Here is a 15973-nt window from a genome sequence, read left to right on the forward strand (position 1 = left end):
TATTTATTCAGTAGACACATCAGGATCGGCTTGTTCTTTAACAGGAATCACCTGAACAAAATGCTGAAGCGGATGTTCGAGCAGTTGTTTAATTTCAGCTGCCTCTTCAAACTGTTCGGATTTCACAAGAGCTGCCATATACTTTGCCAGCAGGTCGGAGATATCTTCCGCACCTTTAAATCCGATAGGCTCGAGAGTTACTTTCGCACCTTTTGCGATCCTGGACTGCAGAACTTCTGTTGTAAGACCAAGCTCGGGCTGGAGGCGGAGGTATACGACACCGCCTGTCATACCGGCGCAGATCCATGGACCAGGATCACCAAGAACAATGCCTCTTCCGTTGGTCATATATTCAAAGGCAAATCCTTTAATATTGGCGTTTATACCAACATTGCCACGGCCTTTAACAACCGGGCCGGCAAGCTTGCCGCCAATGACCAGGTCAGCACCGGACAGGCGGATACCTGCTCTGGCGTCTGCATTTCCCTGAATCATGAACAGCCCTTTTTGAGCGCCATAGGCGAAGCCTTTTCCAACCGAACCGTTATAGTAGTTGCCATCTTTTCCTTTGGCTTTCAAGATGGTAATCGACCCGCCAAACGCTGTCTTGGCCAGACCATCCTGTGCTCCGCCTTCCACCTTTATTTTTATTCCTTTAGAGGTGTAGGCGCCAAGTCCGTTTCCGGGAATGGATCCGTTTTTAAATGTAAGAGTAATGTCCGGCTTTTTGCCCGTTTGCTTCGAACGAACATTGTGCCCGGAGACACGGCTGCCAAGCACGCGCTGTTCAGCTGTAACAAATTGAAAATCTCTGGACTGTGCGAGCTGGGCAACGTCGTTGTCCAGGTATTCCGCTCCTGCAGCCATCGTAACTGCTGCGAGCAGTTTTTCCTCCACTTGAGGCACCGGCACCATTTCTTCTACGACCGAGGCCTGAAGCAGGGTGGATAAGTCAATCTGCTCCTGGCCGCGAACCTGAACAAGCAAATCGGACTTTCCAACAAGTTCCTGAGCCGAAGAAAAACCAAGGGAGGCGGTGAGTAAGCGCAATTCTTCTCCAAAAGCGCTAAACAGTCGCACGAGCCCCTGAACAGCCGGGTCAAACTGCCTTGGAACGAAGCGGCGAAGGCCGTGATCGATCGCTTTTTGTTCGGAATCAATTTGGGTGGCAATCCCCACATGGCATGTATCCAGGTGGCAGCCACGGCAGGTTGTACACCCGATCGCAACCATGGACAGGGTGCCGAAGCCAATGCGGTTAGCCCCGAGCAGCATCATTTTTACAGCGTCGAGTGCACTGCGGATGCCTCCATCAGCCCAAATTTCAACCTTGTGGCGCAGCCCGGATTCAAGCAAGGCGGTATGTGCGGCTTTTACACCAATTTCAGCAGGCAATCCAACATGCTGAAGGGCATGCACCCTGGCTGCTCCGGTACCTCCGTCAAATCCGCTTAAGGTAATAATATCAGCTCCTGCTTTAGCAATACCGACTGCGATGGTACCAATATTCGGTACAACCGGGACTTTGACGGAAACTTTTGCCTGATCATTCGCTGTTTTTAATTCTGTAATCATTTGTGCCAAATCTTCGATAGAGTAAATATCATGGTTGTTGGAAGGGGAGATCAAATCCGATCCGATCGTCGCGTTCCTTGCCTCCGCGATTTTGTCTGTCACCTTGGAACCTGGCAAATGACCGCCTTCCCCTGGTTTTGCTCCCTGGCCTATTTTAATTTCGAGCAGGTTGGATGAATTGAGAAGTTCAATATTAACGCCAAAACGTCCGGAAGCAATTTGCTGTCCCCGTGTTTTTGGATACTTTCCAATCATATCCTTAATCTCTCCGCCTTCGCCGTTGAGACTGATCATATTCAGAACATCCGCCGCTTCGGCATATGCTCTGAACGCGGTTTCGTTTTGCGAGCCAAATGACATCGAGCTGATGACAAAAGGAAGGCTGTGGTCTTTTACGCCCACATCCACTTGTGCAGGGTCAACCGGAGTCTGTGACGGGACAAGGTCGGTCAGATGGCGAAGCGCAATCGGATTTTTCAACTCTTGTTCCGATAATTTGTCGGCATAGCTTCTGTAGTCGGCTTTTCCGCTTGCGATATCGCCGATGGATTTCCAAATGCGGGGAAAGAGGCGGAAGCTTTTGCTTGGCCTAGCATTTTCCTCTTTGAATACTTCCATGCGGGCGAGGCTGTCTTCCTTCAGTGCCGAGAAATTATAGCTTAGGTTTTCTGAACCGAAAAAATTAACGATGTTGAGCGTTTCAGCAATTTCCTGGCTCAGCCCAATGCTGGAGAAGAGGCGGTCATAGCCTCTCAATTCATGGATTCCGATAGTAGAGATCACTTTCTCGAGCCCTTTGTTCAATGCCTCAAACAATTTAATGGCCGGTGTGAAATCCTCTGGCTCCGTAACGGTTTCAAATAGCAGGTAAGGGCTGATAGCATCCGCTCCGAGCCCAATCGCGAGAATGATGTCGTGAAGCGAACGGATGGCAGCAGATCTCAGGATAAGAGAGGCACTGCGGCGCAGCATCTGTTTTCTCAGGCTCTGATCCACAGCTGATAGTACGAGGTGCGGATCGAGCCATAAGTGCACCCGGTGTGCCTGATTATCGTCCAATATTAAAATGGTTGCCCCGTCCTTAACCGCAGCAGCTGCTTCATCGCAAAGCCGCTTCAAGGCGCCTTCCACTGTTTCGTCGTCTTTCATGATGGTATGAAGAATGTATTTTTCGTTTCGATCTTCGAAATAAGCGCCGAGCTGCTCATAAGAAGGGTGGGGGTTTTGTTTGGAAAGCTCGTTTCCATCCTTTCCTTCCACGAGCAGGGGAGTAAGCAGCTCGACTGTTCCCAATGATTCTTCTTTTTCAAAAAGAGAAGGCCGTTTGCCCAAAACGGTACGAGTAGAAAAATGCTCCGTTTCACGGTCTCTGTCTATGGCCGGATTGGTAACAACGGCCACACTCTCTTTAATGAAATCCGCAATGTTCTGGCGTTCCGGATGCAGGGCAGCCAGAGGTGAATCATGGCCGAGTGATTGGATTGGCTCAACCCCTTTTTCCGCCATCTGCTCGAGCTGATGAATTTGTTCGCGGTCCCAGCCGTAAGCTGAATACCAGCCATTGTGCTTCTTGAGCGGACCACGTACATACCCCGTATCAAAGGCCGGAGTATTCAGCTGCTTATGCGCGCCGTCAACCTGAATCCGCTCTTTCATCGATGTGAAGACAGCTTCCTGATAATCGTTATGATTATAGTAAACCAGTCGTCCGTCGTCTTCCCGCTTTAACCCCACCTTTTCACCGGGTGCAAAACACTTGGGCTCTGCTGTAAATTCATTGTTTGATAGAATGCCCTGTTCGGATGAGAAATAAAGAGAGGACTCTGTTTCAAGCTGCCAAATCGGACGCAGGCCAAGCGCATCCACGCTGAATACCGCTTCCCGACCGAATCTTGAAATAATACCGGCGGGGCCCTGTGCAAAGTGACCCCAGGCTTCCCGTAAATAGGTGTAAAGATCCTGAAGATGTTCAGGATAGGATTTGATTTCATGTACGATGGGAGGGAAGAGAACATCCATCGCTTCAAACAGCGTAAACCCGTCACGAAGGATCAATGTCTCAATGACACGGTTTAAATCCTGTGAATCACTCCCGCCGGCGGTCACCGGTATGCCGACGATTTCAGCTTCTTCCCGAAGCTTGGCAATCGTATTTAATTCGCCATTGTGACCAAGTACACTAAACGGCTGTACCCTGAAAAAGGTAGACAGTGTATTGGTTGAATAGCGGTTATGTCCAAGGGTAACTGTGGATGCAATCAGCGGATTGTTCAAGTCGTCGTAATAGGCAGGAAGAGTTTCCCCGGATCCCATTACTTTATAAACCGCATGATGGTTGCTTAACGAGGCAACATGAACAGAGCGTGAAACTTCAATATCAGTCAGAAGGTTATACAGCGTACAGTCGAGGTCCGCCATTTCTTTTTCCGGATGAAGGGCCACCTGCCAGAATACAGGTTCTTCTCCTCTGGCGATCGGACCGAGTGCTTCAGACTTTGTCACAGATGTGGTTTCAAACAGAAGTTCAAAACCGTGTGTCTCAAATAGTTTCTTGATTTGAGACGTCTCAGACAGACTGTCCGCATTTTTATCAATAAAAATATGACCGACCGTAAATTGATCCGATTGGACGGCAGCATAAGGGAGACCTTCCCGGGTCAACTTTTCTTTCCAAAGTGACTTGGGAATATCGATATTAATCCCAATGCCGTCTCCTTCGTTTTCGATAAAACCTGCTCTGTGGTTCATGGTGATCAATGCAGAAATGGCATCATCCACATTCTTTTTTGTAGGAATGTTCTCCTTTTCTATGACCGAAACGATTCCACAGCTGTCAAACTCTTGTTTCCTGTAATCCTTAAATTGCGCAGGACTCCATGACTTACCCATCCGATCGCCCCCTTACCTCCAACGTTTTAATATAAGACATAAAAAAACCAAATCGCTAGAAATGGTTTTATCTCTTTGCAGATGTGTTATTTTCGAGAAGATATTTTTTCTCCGTTCTTATCATAGTACCATTGTTTAAATAGTCAGTCAATTATCTTTATTCAAAATAATGAATAATACATAACAGAGTGGTGATAAGGGGTAGAGGATAGTATTGATAGCGCTTACATTGGGGGATAAAAAAACAGAGTGATTATTCACTCTGTCTCATAAAAATTACATTTCGGCAAGTTTCTTAAAAGAAGATCCGACGGCTTTTAACGTTTCTTCGATATCCTGTTCGGTGTGAGCGGTGGTCAGGAACATCGCTTCATATTTGGAAGGTGCGAGATTAATCCCTTCTTCGAGCATCGCTTTAAAGTATTTGCCAAACATCTCGCCATCTGTGTTTTCCGCCTGTTCATAATTGGAGATTTTCTCATCTGTAAAGTAAACGGTCAATGCTCCCTTAAGACGGTTGATCGTGATCGGCATGTTGTAAGTTTTTGCATGATCGAGGATGCCTTCTTCGAGCCTGCGTCCGAGTTCATCCATTTTTTCGTATACGCCTTCTTCCTGAAGGACTTCGAGACAGGCGATTCCTGCGGATATGGATGCGGGGTTTCCTGCCATGGTTCCCGCCTGATAGGCAGGTCCAAGAGGCGCCACTTTTTCCATAATTTCTTTTTTACCGCCATAAGCCCCAATCGGCAGGCCGCCGCCAATAATTTTACCAAGGGCAGTCATGTCTGGTTTTACGCTCAAAAGATCCTGTGCGCCGCCGTACATAAAGCGGAACGCGGTAATTACCTCATCATAGATAACGAGAGCGCCAGCTTCATGGGTCAATTCATTTACGGCTTCAAGAAAGCCTTCCTTCGGTTCAACAATACCGAAATTGCCGACAATCGGTTCCACAAGAACAGCGGCGATCTGGTCGCCCCACTTTTGCAATGCCTCCCGATAGGCATCAACGTCATTGAATGGAACAGTGATCACTTCCTGGGCGATGCTTTTTGGCACGCCGGCAGAGTCGGGAGTGCCGAGCGTGGAAGGCCCAGATCCGGCAGCAACAAGAACGAGGTCGGAATGGCCATGATAGCAGCCGGCAAACTTAATGATTTTGTCGCGCCCGGTGTATGCCCGTGCCACCCGGATCGTTGTCATGACAGCTTCCGTTCCTGAATTTACAAAACGGACTTTCTCCATGGCTGGCATGGCTTCCTTCAGCATTTTAGCAAATTTCAATTCAAGGCTTGTAGGTGTCCCGTAAAGAACGCCGCTTTCGGCCGCTTTTGTGATCGCCTTCGTAATATGGGGATGGGCATGCCCGGTGATGATGGGCCCGTAAGCCGCAAGGTAATCTATGTATTTGTTGCCGTCCACGTCCCAAAAGTATGCACCCTGTGCTTTTTCCATAAATACCGGGGCACCGCCGCCTACGGCTTTAAACGAACGCGATGGGCTGTTAACCCCTCCGACAATATGCTTCTGTGCTTCTTTATATAGTAATTCTGACTGTTGATGGTTCATAAAATGTCCTCCTTGCTGTTTAAAACCTGTTTAAAAACCATCCTATATTGTAGCATGTTTTAGGCATGGCGGCTGAAGAAACGCCCCAAGTCAGAATGAAACAATTGTGGTCCTTGATAAGTTAGGATACACTAGTTCAGGTGCTAAGCGCGAGATCGAAGTTTTTTGGAGGAGAAATAATGGACTATATTATAGATGTGAAAGATTTGCGCAAGGAGTTTACGTCGCATTCCAGCCGTTCGGGGCTTAAGGGAGCGTTCCGGGATTTATTTACAAGAAACTATACCATCAAGACAGCAGTGAATGATGTGTCCCTACAGATTAAAAAGGGAGAGATGGTCGGTTATATTGGCGAAAATGGCGCCGGTAAATCAACAACGATCAAAATGCTTACAGGAATTCTTACACCCACCTCCGGACTCGTCCGGGTAAATGGGATGAATCCGCACAAGGACCGGGAACAATTTGTGCGCAGCATAGGCGTTGTATTCGGCCAGCGGTCCCAGCTATGGTGGGATATCGCGGTTCAGGAATCGTTTCGTCTGCTGAAAAAGGTATACAACGTTCCCGACGAGTTTTACAACACCCATATGGCAGATGTGATCAAGACGCTCGGGATTGAACCGCTGCTTGATAAACCGGTGCGAAAGCTGTCACTGGGGCAGCGGATGAGATGTGAGCTGGCGGCCGCACTCATTCACAATCCGCCGCTTTTGTTTTTGGATGAACCCACGATCGGACTGGATGTGCTCGTTAAGCTAAGGATTCGAGAGTTTCTGAAAGAAATCAATGCAAAGTACGGAACAACCATTCTTCTCACCACCCATGACCTGTCTGATATCGAAGCTCTTTGTGAGCGGGTCATCATGCTGGATGAAGGCCAAATTATTTATGACGGGGCACTCCGGAAGCTGCGTGAAAATTGGGGAGAAGGGAAGCAGATTCAATTTGCCTTTGCTGAAGAGGCGACACATGCAGAACTTCAAAGTCTGACGCAGGGACATTTGGTGCTGTGGGAACAGGGCGGCAATGCCAGCAACTGGACAGCCAGCGTTGAAAACAACGAAGACATTATTTCTGCCGTCATCGGCCGGGTAGTTGGCGCGAAAAAAATAGCCGACCTGAAAATCGTTGAAATTACTACTGAGGAAATTATCCGTAATATTTATGAAGAAGGAGTCATCCGGAATGGCTAAATATATGGAAATGATCCGGATTCGTTTTTTAATGATGCTTGCCTACCGGACCAACTATTACAGCGGTATTCTAATCTATAGCATTAATATAGGTGCGTACTACTTTTTGTGGAGTGCCATTTATGGTGACAAGTCCTCCATTCAGGATCTTTCGATTGTACAGATGACAACGTACATTGCGGTTTCATGGATGGCAAGGGCGTTCTACTTCAATAACATTGACCGCGAAATTGCGCTTGAAATCAAGGAGGGCAAAGTCGCGATCGAAATGATCCGCCCTTATAACTACCTTGGGATGAAAATGATGCAGGGCCTCGGAGAAGGGGTGTTCCGGCTATTGTTTTTCTCGGTACCCGGCATGGTGATTGTGTATTTTATTTTTCCGATACAATTTACCACTCATCCGGCCACCTGGATCTACTTTTTGATCTCCATTCTTTTGAGCTTTATTATCAATACACAAATTAATCTGCTGACCGGTATTGCCACCTTCTTCTTATTTAATAATGATGGGCTGATCAGGGCGAAACGGGTTGTCATTGACCTTTTTTCAGGCTTGATTCTCCCGATCAGCTTTTTCCCGGTCTGGGCTCAGGGTGTCATGGATTATTTGCCTTTTAAAGGAATCAGCTATATATCGAGCATGATTTTTACAGAAGGCTTTCATGGCAATGAAATATTCCATGGGCTCTTGAATCAGACGCTATGGGCACTGGTTCTCTTTATTCCGATTCAGCTGCTCTGGACGACGGCAAAACGTCAGCTGATTGTACAGGGAGGTTGATCGCAGTATGTCGTATTTATCTATCTTTTTTCAATATGCAGGACAGTATTTAAAAACACGGTTGACCTACCGGGCTGATATGCTGGTAGAAATCTTTTCCGATTTGCTGTTTCAGGCTGTAAATCTTATTTTTATTCTGGTTGTATTCGGCCATACCAGCCTGCTCAGCGGGTGGAGCAAGGACGAAATGGTTTTTATCTATGGTTTCTTTCTTGTTCCCTTTGCCATTTTTGGTGCCTTTTTTAACATTTGGGATTTTACGGACAGATATATTGTCAAAGGGGAGATGGACCGGATCCTGACCAGGCCGATTCATAGCCTGTTCCAGATTATCCTTGAGCGGATGGAGCTGGAATCCTTGTTTGGTGTAATTACGGGGCTTGGTATCATGTTTTATTCCGGACACCAACTGGGCTTAAGCTTACATTGGTACGATCCGTTCGTTTTTGTCCTGCTTGTTGCCGGCGGGGCGCTCGTTTATGCGGGTATCTTTGTTGCTCTGGCGAGTATCGGGTTTTGGTCCGACAGCAAAACGGATATTATGCCGATGATGTACAACATCGGAAATTATGGCCGTTACCCGGTTAATATCTATAACCGTATTATTCGTTATGTATTAACTTGGATCCTTCCTTTTGCCTTTGTCGGGGTTTATCCGTCTGCCTATTTTTTAGGCAGGGACGAATGGTACGGGTATGCATTTTTCACTCCGGTGATCGGGGTCATCTTCTTTGGCCTTTCGGTTGTCTTCTGGAATTATGGCGTTACCAAATACAGGGGCGCAGGAAATTAACGGATAAAAGACACCTCAAATGGGGTGTCTTTTTTATGTCTTCATACTTAGGCGGTATCTATGGTAACAGGAAAAAAGGAGTGCGTTTTTTACATTAATTATATAGTTATTTAACCTTATAAAGGTTCTAAATACGAAGTTATTGGTAGATAGTATTCATCTTTCAACAATTATGTAAAATTTTCTTTATTTTCTGCGAATTTACTACTATGCTAAAAGTATCCCAAACAAAGGAGTGATCAATTTGATCAAGAAGTTCATGGCAGTAGCCGCTGTATTACCAATTGTTGTGTCTTTAGCTTCCCCTGCACAAGCTGCAACACAGGTTTCACAAAAAACAGCTGTGAAAGCAGAAGTAGCACCGAACGAAATTATTGTAAAATTTAAAAAGGGTGTATCTTCAGCCAAAACAAAAGCGATCCATTCAAAATCTGACGCTCAGCTTGTTGAAAAAGAACAAGGGTTCCAAGTGGTTAAAGTTAAGGATGGCGATGTAAAAGGGGCCATTAAGGAATACAAAAATAATGCAAACGTAGAATATGCGGAACCAAACTATACATATAAAGCAACCTATACACCGAATGATCCATATTTTTCTTCTTATCAATATGCACCTCAAAAAGTAGGGGCCCAGTCCGCCTGGGACGTTACCCGGGGATCGTCATCTGTAAAAGTCGCCATTGTCGATACAGGTGTTGACTACAACCATCCCGATCTGGCAGGCAAAGTGGTTAAAGGATATGATTACGTCGACAATGACAGTGATCCGATGGATTTAAACCAGCATGGTACGCATTGCGCGGGTATCGCAGCGGCTTTGACAAACAACAGCCGTGGTATTGCCGGGATGGCGCCAAACGTTTCCGTATTGGCAGTCCGTGTGCTTGATGCAAACGGAAGCGGTTCTCTTGATGACGTGGCAAGCGGCATCCGCTATGCGGCAGATCAAGGAGCCAAAGTTATTTCTCTCAGCCTTGGCGGGCCAAGCTCTGCAACCACGCTTCAAAGTGCGGTAAGCTACGCGGCAAGCAAAGGTTCTGTAGTGGTAGCGGCTGCCGGCAACGAGAGCACTTCTGCTCCAAGTTACCCTGCATACTACTCTTCAGCTATCGCTGTTGCAGCAACAGACCAGAATGACCGTCTTGCTTCTTTCTCCAACTACGGTTCTTGGGTAGATGTAGCGGCTCCAGGGGTTAACATTCTTTCCACAGTACCTGGCGGAAACTATGCTTATCTTTCCGGAACAAGCATGGCCACTCCTCTAGTCGCTGGTGTAGCCGGACTGCTGGCTTCACAGGGGAAGAGCGCATCACAGATTCGCGCGTCCATTGAAAACACCGCAGACAAAATTTCCGGTACCGGAACTTATTTCTCCAAAGGGCGTGTAAACGCAGCAAACGCGGTTCGTTATTAATCAACGTGTAAAAGACAGCGGGGCATCAGCTCCGCTGTCTTTTTTATGGAAAGGCCCGGACCTGTCCTAATCCCTGCGGGTGAAGCATAAACTTCTACCAAGGGATGGTGGACGGAGTATGTACCTCGCGATGCTTTTCTTATCAGGATTTATTGTATTCAAAAGCCTGCAGTCCCTTTTTTCTCACCCGGTAATGAAGCATCAGCTTATGTCGTTGAATCACCTTTTGGTATTGATGACCGTATATTTAACCATTATTTTGGGCTTTGGCCTAATGTACACTTCGCTGCTCTTGATGGACATCCATGTACTCGAGAAAGATGGATTGGTAATCGGGCATCAGCATTTTTTTTTCGTGATTGATGACGCGATGTATTTCAGTTCGATGACGATGCTTTCAGTAGGGTATGGAGATCTCACACCAATGGGTTTTGGCAGATGGCTTTCTATTCTGGAGGCGCTTATCGGATATCTGCTCCCGGCGGCATTTGTTCTGAATTCTGTCATTGACCGAAACCCTCCATCAAAAAGGTTGTAGGAAGACAAAGAATTGGTTACCCTCTTTATATGGAAACAACTTAAGCAGGAGGGATACTAATGGCAGTTGCGACAGGACAAAAAGCGCCGGATTTCACATTGCCGGCAAGCAACGGGAAAGAAGCTGCGTTATCGGATTTTAATGGGAAAAATGTGGTTTTGTATTTTTACCCGAAAGATATGACGCCGGGATGTACTACCCAGGCTTGCGATTTCAGGGACAAGCATAAGGAATTTCAGGATTTGGATACGGTTATTCTTGGCGTAAGCACAGATCCGCTTTCAAGACATGAGAAATTTATCGATAAGTACGGTCTTCCATTTTTACTGCTCGCTGATGAAGAGCATAAAGCGGCAGAGCTGTTTGATGTATGGAAGCTCAAAAAGAACTTCGGAAAAGAATATATGGGGATCGAACGGTCGACTTTTGTTATTGATAAGGAAGGTACGCTTGTAAAAGAATATAGGAAAGTGAAGGTCAAAGAACATATTGACGAAGTACTGGCCTATATCCGGGATAACTTAAAGTAATAAAAAAGAATGCTGCAAACACTGCAGCATTCTTTTTAATGTTCCTCGAGATCTGAAACGGGAACTTCCATATCATGTGCCGGGTTTTCATTGGGGTGTACCCAGGCGGTTCCGCTTGCGGAGTTTACCGATTCAATCCATACCGGCTTTCCGTAATAATGAACTTCAATCTCGCTGGGAGAGGTAATAATTTGTTTTGCACGGTCTGTGTTCATGGGTATTGTACTCCTTTTTTATTTTTAGTATTGAACCGATTTTGCCTGTGTATACTTTTGGCTTAAATATAAGCATGCTGAAAGAAATCGTGATAATATTGAATTGTTGGAATTTTTGTAAGATACATAGAACAGGGGGACTTTACATGCTTGACCAGAGAGTGGTTACTCTTGCCAAAACACTTCTTCACCATTCCGTTCAATTGAAGAAGGGAGAACGGGTTCTGATTACTTCGCCGCTGACTGCCCGCCCTTTGATAAAAGCGCTGATTAAAGAAGCCTATGCAATGGGGGCCTATCCGTATGTTAACCTGTATGATGACGAGATAAACCGGTATTTGTATACGGGTTTTGAAGCTGAACAGCTGGAAACCTCCATGCAATGGGACCTCAAGAGAGTGAAGGAAGTGGATGCTTATATCTCCATTTCAAGTTCAGAAAACGATTCCGAGCTTTCTGAAGTTCCAGGGGAGAAATTCCGCCTGCGCGGTGAATACTTTAAGCCGGTTCAAAAAGTTATCATAAACGACCGCAAATGGGTACTGCTGAATTATCCGACCCAAGGTCTCGCACAAAAGGCGAAAATGAGTTATGAAGCATTTACGAATTTTCTTCTTGATGTCTGTAACGTTGATTACGAAAAAATGGATCAGGCCCAGCAGCCTTTAAAGGAACTAATGGAACGCACGGATAAAGTAAGGATCGTTTCACCGGGTACAGATCTCACCTTCTCCATTAAAGGTATTCCTGCTGTGAAATGTGCAGGGGAAAATAACATCCCGGATGGTGAGGTATTTACAGCTCCGGTCAAGGATAGTGTGAACGGCACAATCACATACAATACTCCTTGTCCATACCGCGGAACTGTATTTAACAATGTAAGCCTTACATTCAAGGATGGAAAAATTGTTGAAGCAACAGCTGATAATTCTGATAAAATCAATGAGATTTTTGATACAGATGAAGGAGCGCGTTTTGTCGGGGAGTTTGCGATTGGTGTAAATCCGATGATTTTGCATCCGATGGGAGATATCCTGTTTGACGAAAAAATAGCGGGAAGCATCCACTTTACACCGGGTGAAGCTTATGAGGATGCGGATAACGGTAACCGTTCTTCCGTTCACTGGGATATGGTGCTCATTCAGCGGCCGGAGTATGGCGGTGGAGAGCTGTATTTTGATGACGTTCTTATCCGGAAGGATGGACTGTTTGTCATTCCTGAACTTGAAGGGCTGAACCCGCAGCATTTAAAATAAAAAAATTAGCAAAACAAATGGTACCGCAGATTCGAAAGTGCATAGAATTTAGTATTAACTCTTCCAATCAGTGCGGGATTCGTTCCCGCACTTTTTTCTTTGATCACTTTTTTAATTACCGGGAGGAAGCACCATGAACATTGTGACATCAGCAAAAATCAGACAAGATCTTCAGGAAGCACTCTTGGAGCGTTTTCCCGAAGAGAAATTTTATTTCCACGAAAGCATCAGCGAAGCGCAAAGTAATTTAAAAAATGCAGAAATATTAATTACCCTGGGGGAAGATTTAAACAGGGAGTACCTTGAAGAAGCGGTTCATTTAAAATGGATTATGGTCATATCGGCCGGAATGGACAGAATGCCGTTTCAGGTCATCAAGGAAAAGGGGATATTGGTGACAAATGCAAGAGGCATTCATAAAACCCCGATGGCCGAGTATACACTGGGCATGATGCTGCAGACAGCAAGACAGGCTAAAACCTTGATCAAGCACCAGGAACAGAGAATATGGGACAGAAGTGTTCCGATGAGTGAAATATCAGGCCGGGTCATTGGTATTTTGGGAGCAGGGGCTATTGGAAGCGAAATTGCCAGGCTTTCGAAGGCGTTCGGCATGACTACGCTTGGCTTCAATAGAAGCGGGGAGGATGTTGAATATGTGGACAGGATGTATTCGGAAAGGGAGTTGGATTCCATCCTTCAGGAGAGCGACTATCTTGTTTCTGTGCTTCCTGCAACAGAGGAAACAAGGGGCTTTCTATCACACGAGCATTTTCGCCTTATGAAGAAATCGGCTGTGTTCATCAACATAGGAAGGGGAACGACGGTTGTCCAGGAAGATTTGAAATTGGCTCTTGAGCAAGGGGAGATCGCTCATGCTGTTCTCGACGTGTTTGAAGAAGAGCCGCTTCCTGCAGAACACCCGCTCTGGAATATGGACAATGTCACCATTACCCCCCATCTTTCGGGCATTTCTCCTTTATATCAGTACAGGGCGATTCAGCTGTTTGCAGAGAACCTGGAGAAATATAAGAAGAAAGACCCTGATTTAGCCAATATTGTTGCAGTAGAGCGGGGCTATTGATTGACAAATGCAGGCATTCCAAGATACACTATTTATAAATATTACAATGTAAGAATATCTTTTGAGAGCGAGGTGCATGACGATGTCTGAAGTACGCATTAATGAAGCGATTGATACATTAAAGCAGTCTGGAGTACGCATAACTCCTCAGCGTCATGCGATTCTGGAACATTTGATACAATCAATGACCCATCCAACCGCAGATGAAATATATAAATCCCTGGAAGGCAAGTTTCCCAATATGAGTGTAGCGACGGTTTATAACAACCTTCGTGTATTTAAAGAAGTTGGTCTCGTTAAGGAGCTGACGTACGGAGATGCCTCCAGCCGTTTTGATTGCGTCACTACCGAGCACTATCACATCATTTGTGAAGGGTGCGGCAAAATAGTGGATTTCCATTATCCAGGATTGGATGAGGTGGAGGCACTGGCCGAGTCGGTTACAGGTTTTGATGTGGGCCATCACCGCATGGAGATCTATGGTACATGCCCGGATTGCAGAAGCAATAAAACAAAAATAAGCTGAACCAGCTTGGCTGGATTCAGCTTATTTTTTTGTCGCCTGTCTCATGGCGCGTCTGGAATTGTATTTTTCATCAAATTCAACGCCCTCGAGGTTTTTATCAAGTGTCAATGGCTGGTTGCAGGACATACAGGCATCTGCCCGCCCTAAAACCTTTGTTACCTTATTACAATTCGGGCAGACCACCTGGACCGCATTCGTCGAGATCATCCCGATCCAAAAATAAACTCCAGCACTTGCAAGGGTTGCAAGAAACCCGATTAACATAAATAATGACATTAGTATATAATGGCTTCTGAAGTACAGTCCGGCGTACATAATAATAATTCCGATAAACACAAGACTCAGGGCAAACGTGCGTATTTTATTGATCTTGCTCGTATATTTTATCATGGTTGTCCCTCCTACCTAACAGTATACAAGGACTTGGAAAAAAAGAAAGGATTTTCAGCCCATACGTTGAATTGGTTTGAAGACCGAAATCAGAACGGGAGTTGAAGGCATGGAAGACTTGTTACGCCCGCTTTATCAGGAAAGGGCAAGTAACGAAAACACATTGGGAGTGCTGTTAATTGAAAGCAACAAACCGTTTAGCCCATTAACGGACAACTTTGACAGCATCATATTTATCATTGTCACAAAAGGGGAAAAACCCTGGGGCGTAAAACATTATGAATATGGTGGCAAAATCACAGCCTTACATATCGTAACGGAGGACCAGCTGAACCAATGGCTTCTTCTTGGATCGAACCGCCGTGTGGTTGATTGGGTTGTAAACGGAAAAGTCCTGTTTAACCGAAACGAATACATTACGGATCTTCGTGACCGGATGGACAAGTTTCCCGTACCGGAAAGGTCCAAGAAAATAACCATTGAGTTCGGCAAGCTGCTCCGCCGTTTTTCCGACGGAAAGGAATTGTTTCACAGCGAACAGTACCTTGATTCATTCAATCATATTCTGCATGCCTTGCATCACCTGGCACGGCTGGCTGTGATTGAACGCGGATTTCATCCCGAAATTACGGTCTGGAATCAGGTGAAAGTGATCGAGCCCCAAATTTACAAGCTATATGAAGAGCTTATCACCGGAAATGAACCTATTGAAAAAAGGATTGAACTTCTGTTAATTGCAAGCGAGTTTTCCATCAGTTCCAAAACAAAGCTTGGCGCCGGCCATTTGCTGAGTGTATTTCAGGAACAAACCGAATGGTCTGTCGCAGAATTAATGGAACATCGTGAAGTCACTGATTATTCTATTGATCTAACTATCCTTCTTGAGCACCTGATCGAAAAGGGGATCGTCCATGTAATCAGGCAGGAAACAAAGGGAAAACACTTGTATCACCGTCACTACACCACTAAATTATAAAAAAGCACAACTTTTTTCGAAAAAGGTGTTGACCACTTTCTAGCTAACATGGTATATTACTACTTGTCGCTGAAACGACGCGGCAAACAAACGAAACAAACGAAATAAACAAAGCAAAAAAGTGGTTGACACCTTTCGTCAAAGGTGCTATTATAAGAAAGTCGCCAAAACGAGCGACATCGACAAAATGTTCTTTGAAAACCAAACAAAAGCCAGAGTAAGTCAGGGATTTTGC

The 15973-nt window shown here is 45.6% G+C and carries 15 protein-coding genes; 10 read left to right on the plus strand and 5 right to left on the minus strand.

Translation table 11 applies throughout. The features are described 5' to 3' along the window. Nucleotides 1-3 precede the first annotated feature (3 nt). Together QYB97_RS24240 and QYB97_RS24245 are read right to left on the minus strand one after the other, a co-directional pair. Nucleotides 4-4464: a glutamate synthase-related protein gene (locus tag QYB97_RS24240; RefSeq protein WP_301168576.1), complete on the minus strand. Its 4461-nt coding sequence runs from the start codon at nucleotides 4462-4464 to the stop codon at nucleotides 4-6. A gap of 276 nt (nucleotides 4465-4740) precedes the next feature. Then, on the minus strand, nucleotides 4741-6036 hold the full coding sequence (locus QYB97_RS24245; RefSeq protein WP_301168577.1) for a glutamate-1-semialdehyde 2,1-aminomutase: 1296 nt from the start codon (nucleotides 6034-6036) through the stop codon (nucleotides 4741-4743). A gap of 179 nt (nucleotides 6037-6215) precedes the next feature. Here QYB97_RS24245 and QYB97_RS24250 point away from each other — a divergent pair, with 179 nt between their 5' ends. The 6 genes from QYB97_RS24250 to bcp all read left to right on the plus strand — a co-directional run bounded on the left by QYB97_RS24250 (nucleotide 6216) and on the right by bcp (nucleotide 11291). Continuing rightward, entirely contained in the window at nucleotides 6216-7232 is a 1017-nt protein-coding gene (locus QYB97_RS24250) for an ABC transporter ATP-binding protein (RefSeq protein ID WP_301168578.1), read from the plus strand. Next, nucleotides 7225-8016, plus strand: coding sequence for an ABC transporter permease (locus tag QYB97_RS24255; protein WP_301168579.1), 792 nt, complete (start codon nucleotides 7225-7227; stop codon nucleotides 8014-8016). Before QYB97_RS24250 ends, QYB97_RS24255 begins: the two co-directional genes overlap by 8 nt. Nucleotides 8017-8023: 7 nt before the next feature. Further along, entirely contained in the window at nucleotides 8024-8809 is a 786-nt protein-coding gene (locus QYB97_RS24260) for an ABC transporter permease (protein ID WP_301168580.1), read from the plus strand. 259 nt (nucleotides 8810-9068) lie between these two features. Then, nucleotides 9069-10223, plus strand: a complete 1155-nt coding sequence (locus tag QYB97_RS24265; RefSeq protein WP_425589845.1) for a S8 family peptidase — start codon at nucleotides 9069-9071, stop codon at nucleotides 10221-10223. A 118-nt stretch (nucleotides 10224-10341) separates the two neighbouring features. Further along, nucleotides 10342-10761 (plus strand): potassium channel family protein, encoded by a 420-nt coding sequence (locus QYB97_RS24270; protein WP_301168581.1) that lies wholly within the window; start codon nucleotides 10342-10344, stop codon nucleotides 10759-10761. Between the two features lie 59 nt (nucleotides 10762-10820). Continuing rightward, complete coding sequence (gene bcp, locus QYB97_RS24275) at nucleotides 10821-11291, plus strand: thioredoxin-dependent thiol peroxidase (RefSeq protein ID WP_301168582.1); 471 nt, start codon at nucleotides 10821-10823, stop codon at nucleotides 11289-11291. A 35-nt stretch (nucleotides 11292-11326) separates the two neighbouring features. On the opposite strand, the gene QYB97_RS24280 is transcribed toward bcp, so the two are convergent. Further along, a complete protein-coding gene (locus QYB97_RS24280; RefSeq protein ID WP_301168583.1) occupies nucleotides 11327-11506 on the minus strand; it encodes an H-type small acid-soluble spore protein in 180 nt (59 codons plus the stop codon). A gap of 146 nt (nucleotides 11507-11652) precedes the next feature. On the opposite strand from QYB97_RS24280, the gene QYB97_RS24285 reads away from it, so the two are divergent. The 3 genes from QYB97_RS24285 to perR all read left to right on the plus strand — a co-directional run bounded on the left by QYB97_RS24285 (nucleotide 11653) and on the right by perR (nucleotide 14372). Continuing rightward, nucleotides 11653-12762: an aminopeptidase gene (locus QYB97_RS24285; RefSeq protein WP_301168584.1), complete on the plus strand. Its 1110-nt coding sequence runs from the start codon at nucleotides 11653-11655 to the stop codon at nucleotides 12760-12762. 133 nt (nucleotides 12763-12895) lie between these two features. After that, nucleotides 12896-13846 carry a D-2-hydroxyacid dehydrogenase gene (locus QYB97_RS24290; RefSeq protein ID WP_301168585.1) on the plus strand — a complete coding sequence of 317 codons (951 nt, stop codon included), beginning with the start codon at nucleotides 12896-12898 and terminating at the stop codon, nucleotides 13844-13846. Nucleotides 13847-13928: 82 nt separating this feature from the next. Continuing rightward, entirely contained in the window at nucleotides 13929-14372 is a 444-nt protein-coding gene (gene perR / locus QYB97_RS24295; RefSeq protein WP_301168586.1) for a peroxide-responsive transcriptional repressor PerR, read from the plus strand. A 21-nt stretch (nucleotides 14373-14393) separates the two neighbouring features. Here the strand turns inward: perR and QYB97_RS24300 are convergent, their stop codons facing one another. After that, a complete protein-coding gene (locus tag QYB97_RS24300; protein WP_301168587.1) occupies nucleotides 14394-14762 on the minus strand; it encodes a YgzB family protein in 369 nt (122 codons plus the stop codon). Between the two features lie 109 nt (nucleotides 14763-14871). On the opposite strand from QYB97_RS24300, the gene QYB97_RS24305 reads away from it, so the two are divergent. Beyond that, on the plus strand, nucleotides 14872-15738 hold the full coding sequence (locus QYB97_RS24305) for a nucleotidyltransferase-like protein (RefSeq protein ID WP_301168588.1): 867 nt from the start codon (nucleotides 14872-14874) through the stop codon (nucleotides 15736-15738). Between the two features lie 43 nt (nucleotides 15739-15781). On the opposite strand, the gene QYB97_RS24310 is transcribed toward QYB97_RS24305, so the two are convergent. Then, on the minus strand, nucleotides 15782-15973 hold a 192-nt coding region (locus QYB97_RS24310), incomplete at its 5' end, for a hypothetical protein (RefSeq protein WP_301168589.1).

The sequence above is a fragment of the Fictibacillus fluitans genome (assembly GCF_030418125.1).
GTDB lineage: Bacteria > Bacillota > Bacilli > Bacillales > Fictibacillaceae > Fictibacillus_C > Fictibacillus_C fluitans.

Bases quoted from the DNA above. Each gene is read 5' to 3' on its own strand.
- QYB97_RS24240 (WP_301168576.1), bottom strand. From the start codon at position 4,464: ATGGGTAAGTCATGGAGTCCTGCGCAATTTAAGGATTACAGGAAACAA.
- QYB97_RS24245 (WP_301168577.1), bottom strand. From the start codon at position 6,036: ATGAACCATCAACAGTCAGAATTACTATATAAAGAAGCACAGAAGCAT.
- QYB97_RS24250 (WP_301168578.1), top strand. From the start codon at position 6,216: ATGGACTATATTATAGATGTGAAAGATTTGCGCAAGGAGTTTACGTCG.
- QYB97_RS24255 (WP_301168579.1), top strand. From the start codon at position 7,225: ATGGCTAAATATATGGAAATGATCCGGATTCGTTTTTTAATGATGCTT.
- QYB97_RS24260 (WP_301168580.1), top strand. From the start codon at position 8,024: ATGTCGTATTTATCTATCTTTTTTCAATATGCAGGACAGTATTTAAAA.
- QYB97_RS24265 (WP_425589845.1), top strand. From the start codon at position 9,069: ATGGCAGTAGCCGCTGTATTACCAATTGTTGTGTCTTTAGCTTCCCCT.
- QYB97_RS24270 (WP_301168581.1), top strand. From the start codon at position 10,342: ATGTACCTCGCGATGCTTTTCTTATCAGGATTTATTGTATTCAAAAGC.
- bcp (WP_301168582.1), top strand. From the start codon at position 10,821: ATGGCAGTTGCGACAGGACAAAAAGCGCCGGATTTCACATTGCCGGCA.
- QYB97_RS24280 (WP_301168583.1), bottom strand. From the start codon at position 11,506: ATGAACACAGACCGTGCAAAACAAATTATTACCTCTCCCAGCGAGATT.
- QYB97_RS24285 (WP_301168584.1), top strand. From the start codon at position 11,653: ATGCTTGACCAGAGAGTGGTTACTCTTGCCAAAACACTTCTTCACCAT.
- QYB97_RS24290 (WP_301168585.1), top strand. From the start codon at position 12,896: ATGAACATTGTGACATCAGCAAAAATCAGACAAGATCTTCAGGAAGCA.
- perR (WP_301168586.1), top strand. From the start codon at position 13,929: ATGTCTGAAGTACGCATTAATGAAGCGATTGATACATTAAAGCAGTCT.
- QYB97_RS24300 (WP_301168587.1), bottom strand. From the start codon at position 14,762: ATGATAAAATATACGAGCAAGATCAATAAAATACGCACGTTTGCCCTG.
- QYB97_RS24305 (WP_301168588.1), top strand. From the start codon at position 14,872: ATGGAAGACTTGTTACGCCCGCTTTATCAGGAAAGGGCAAGTAACGAA.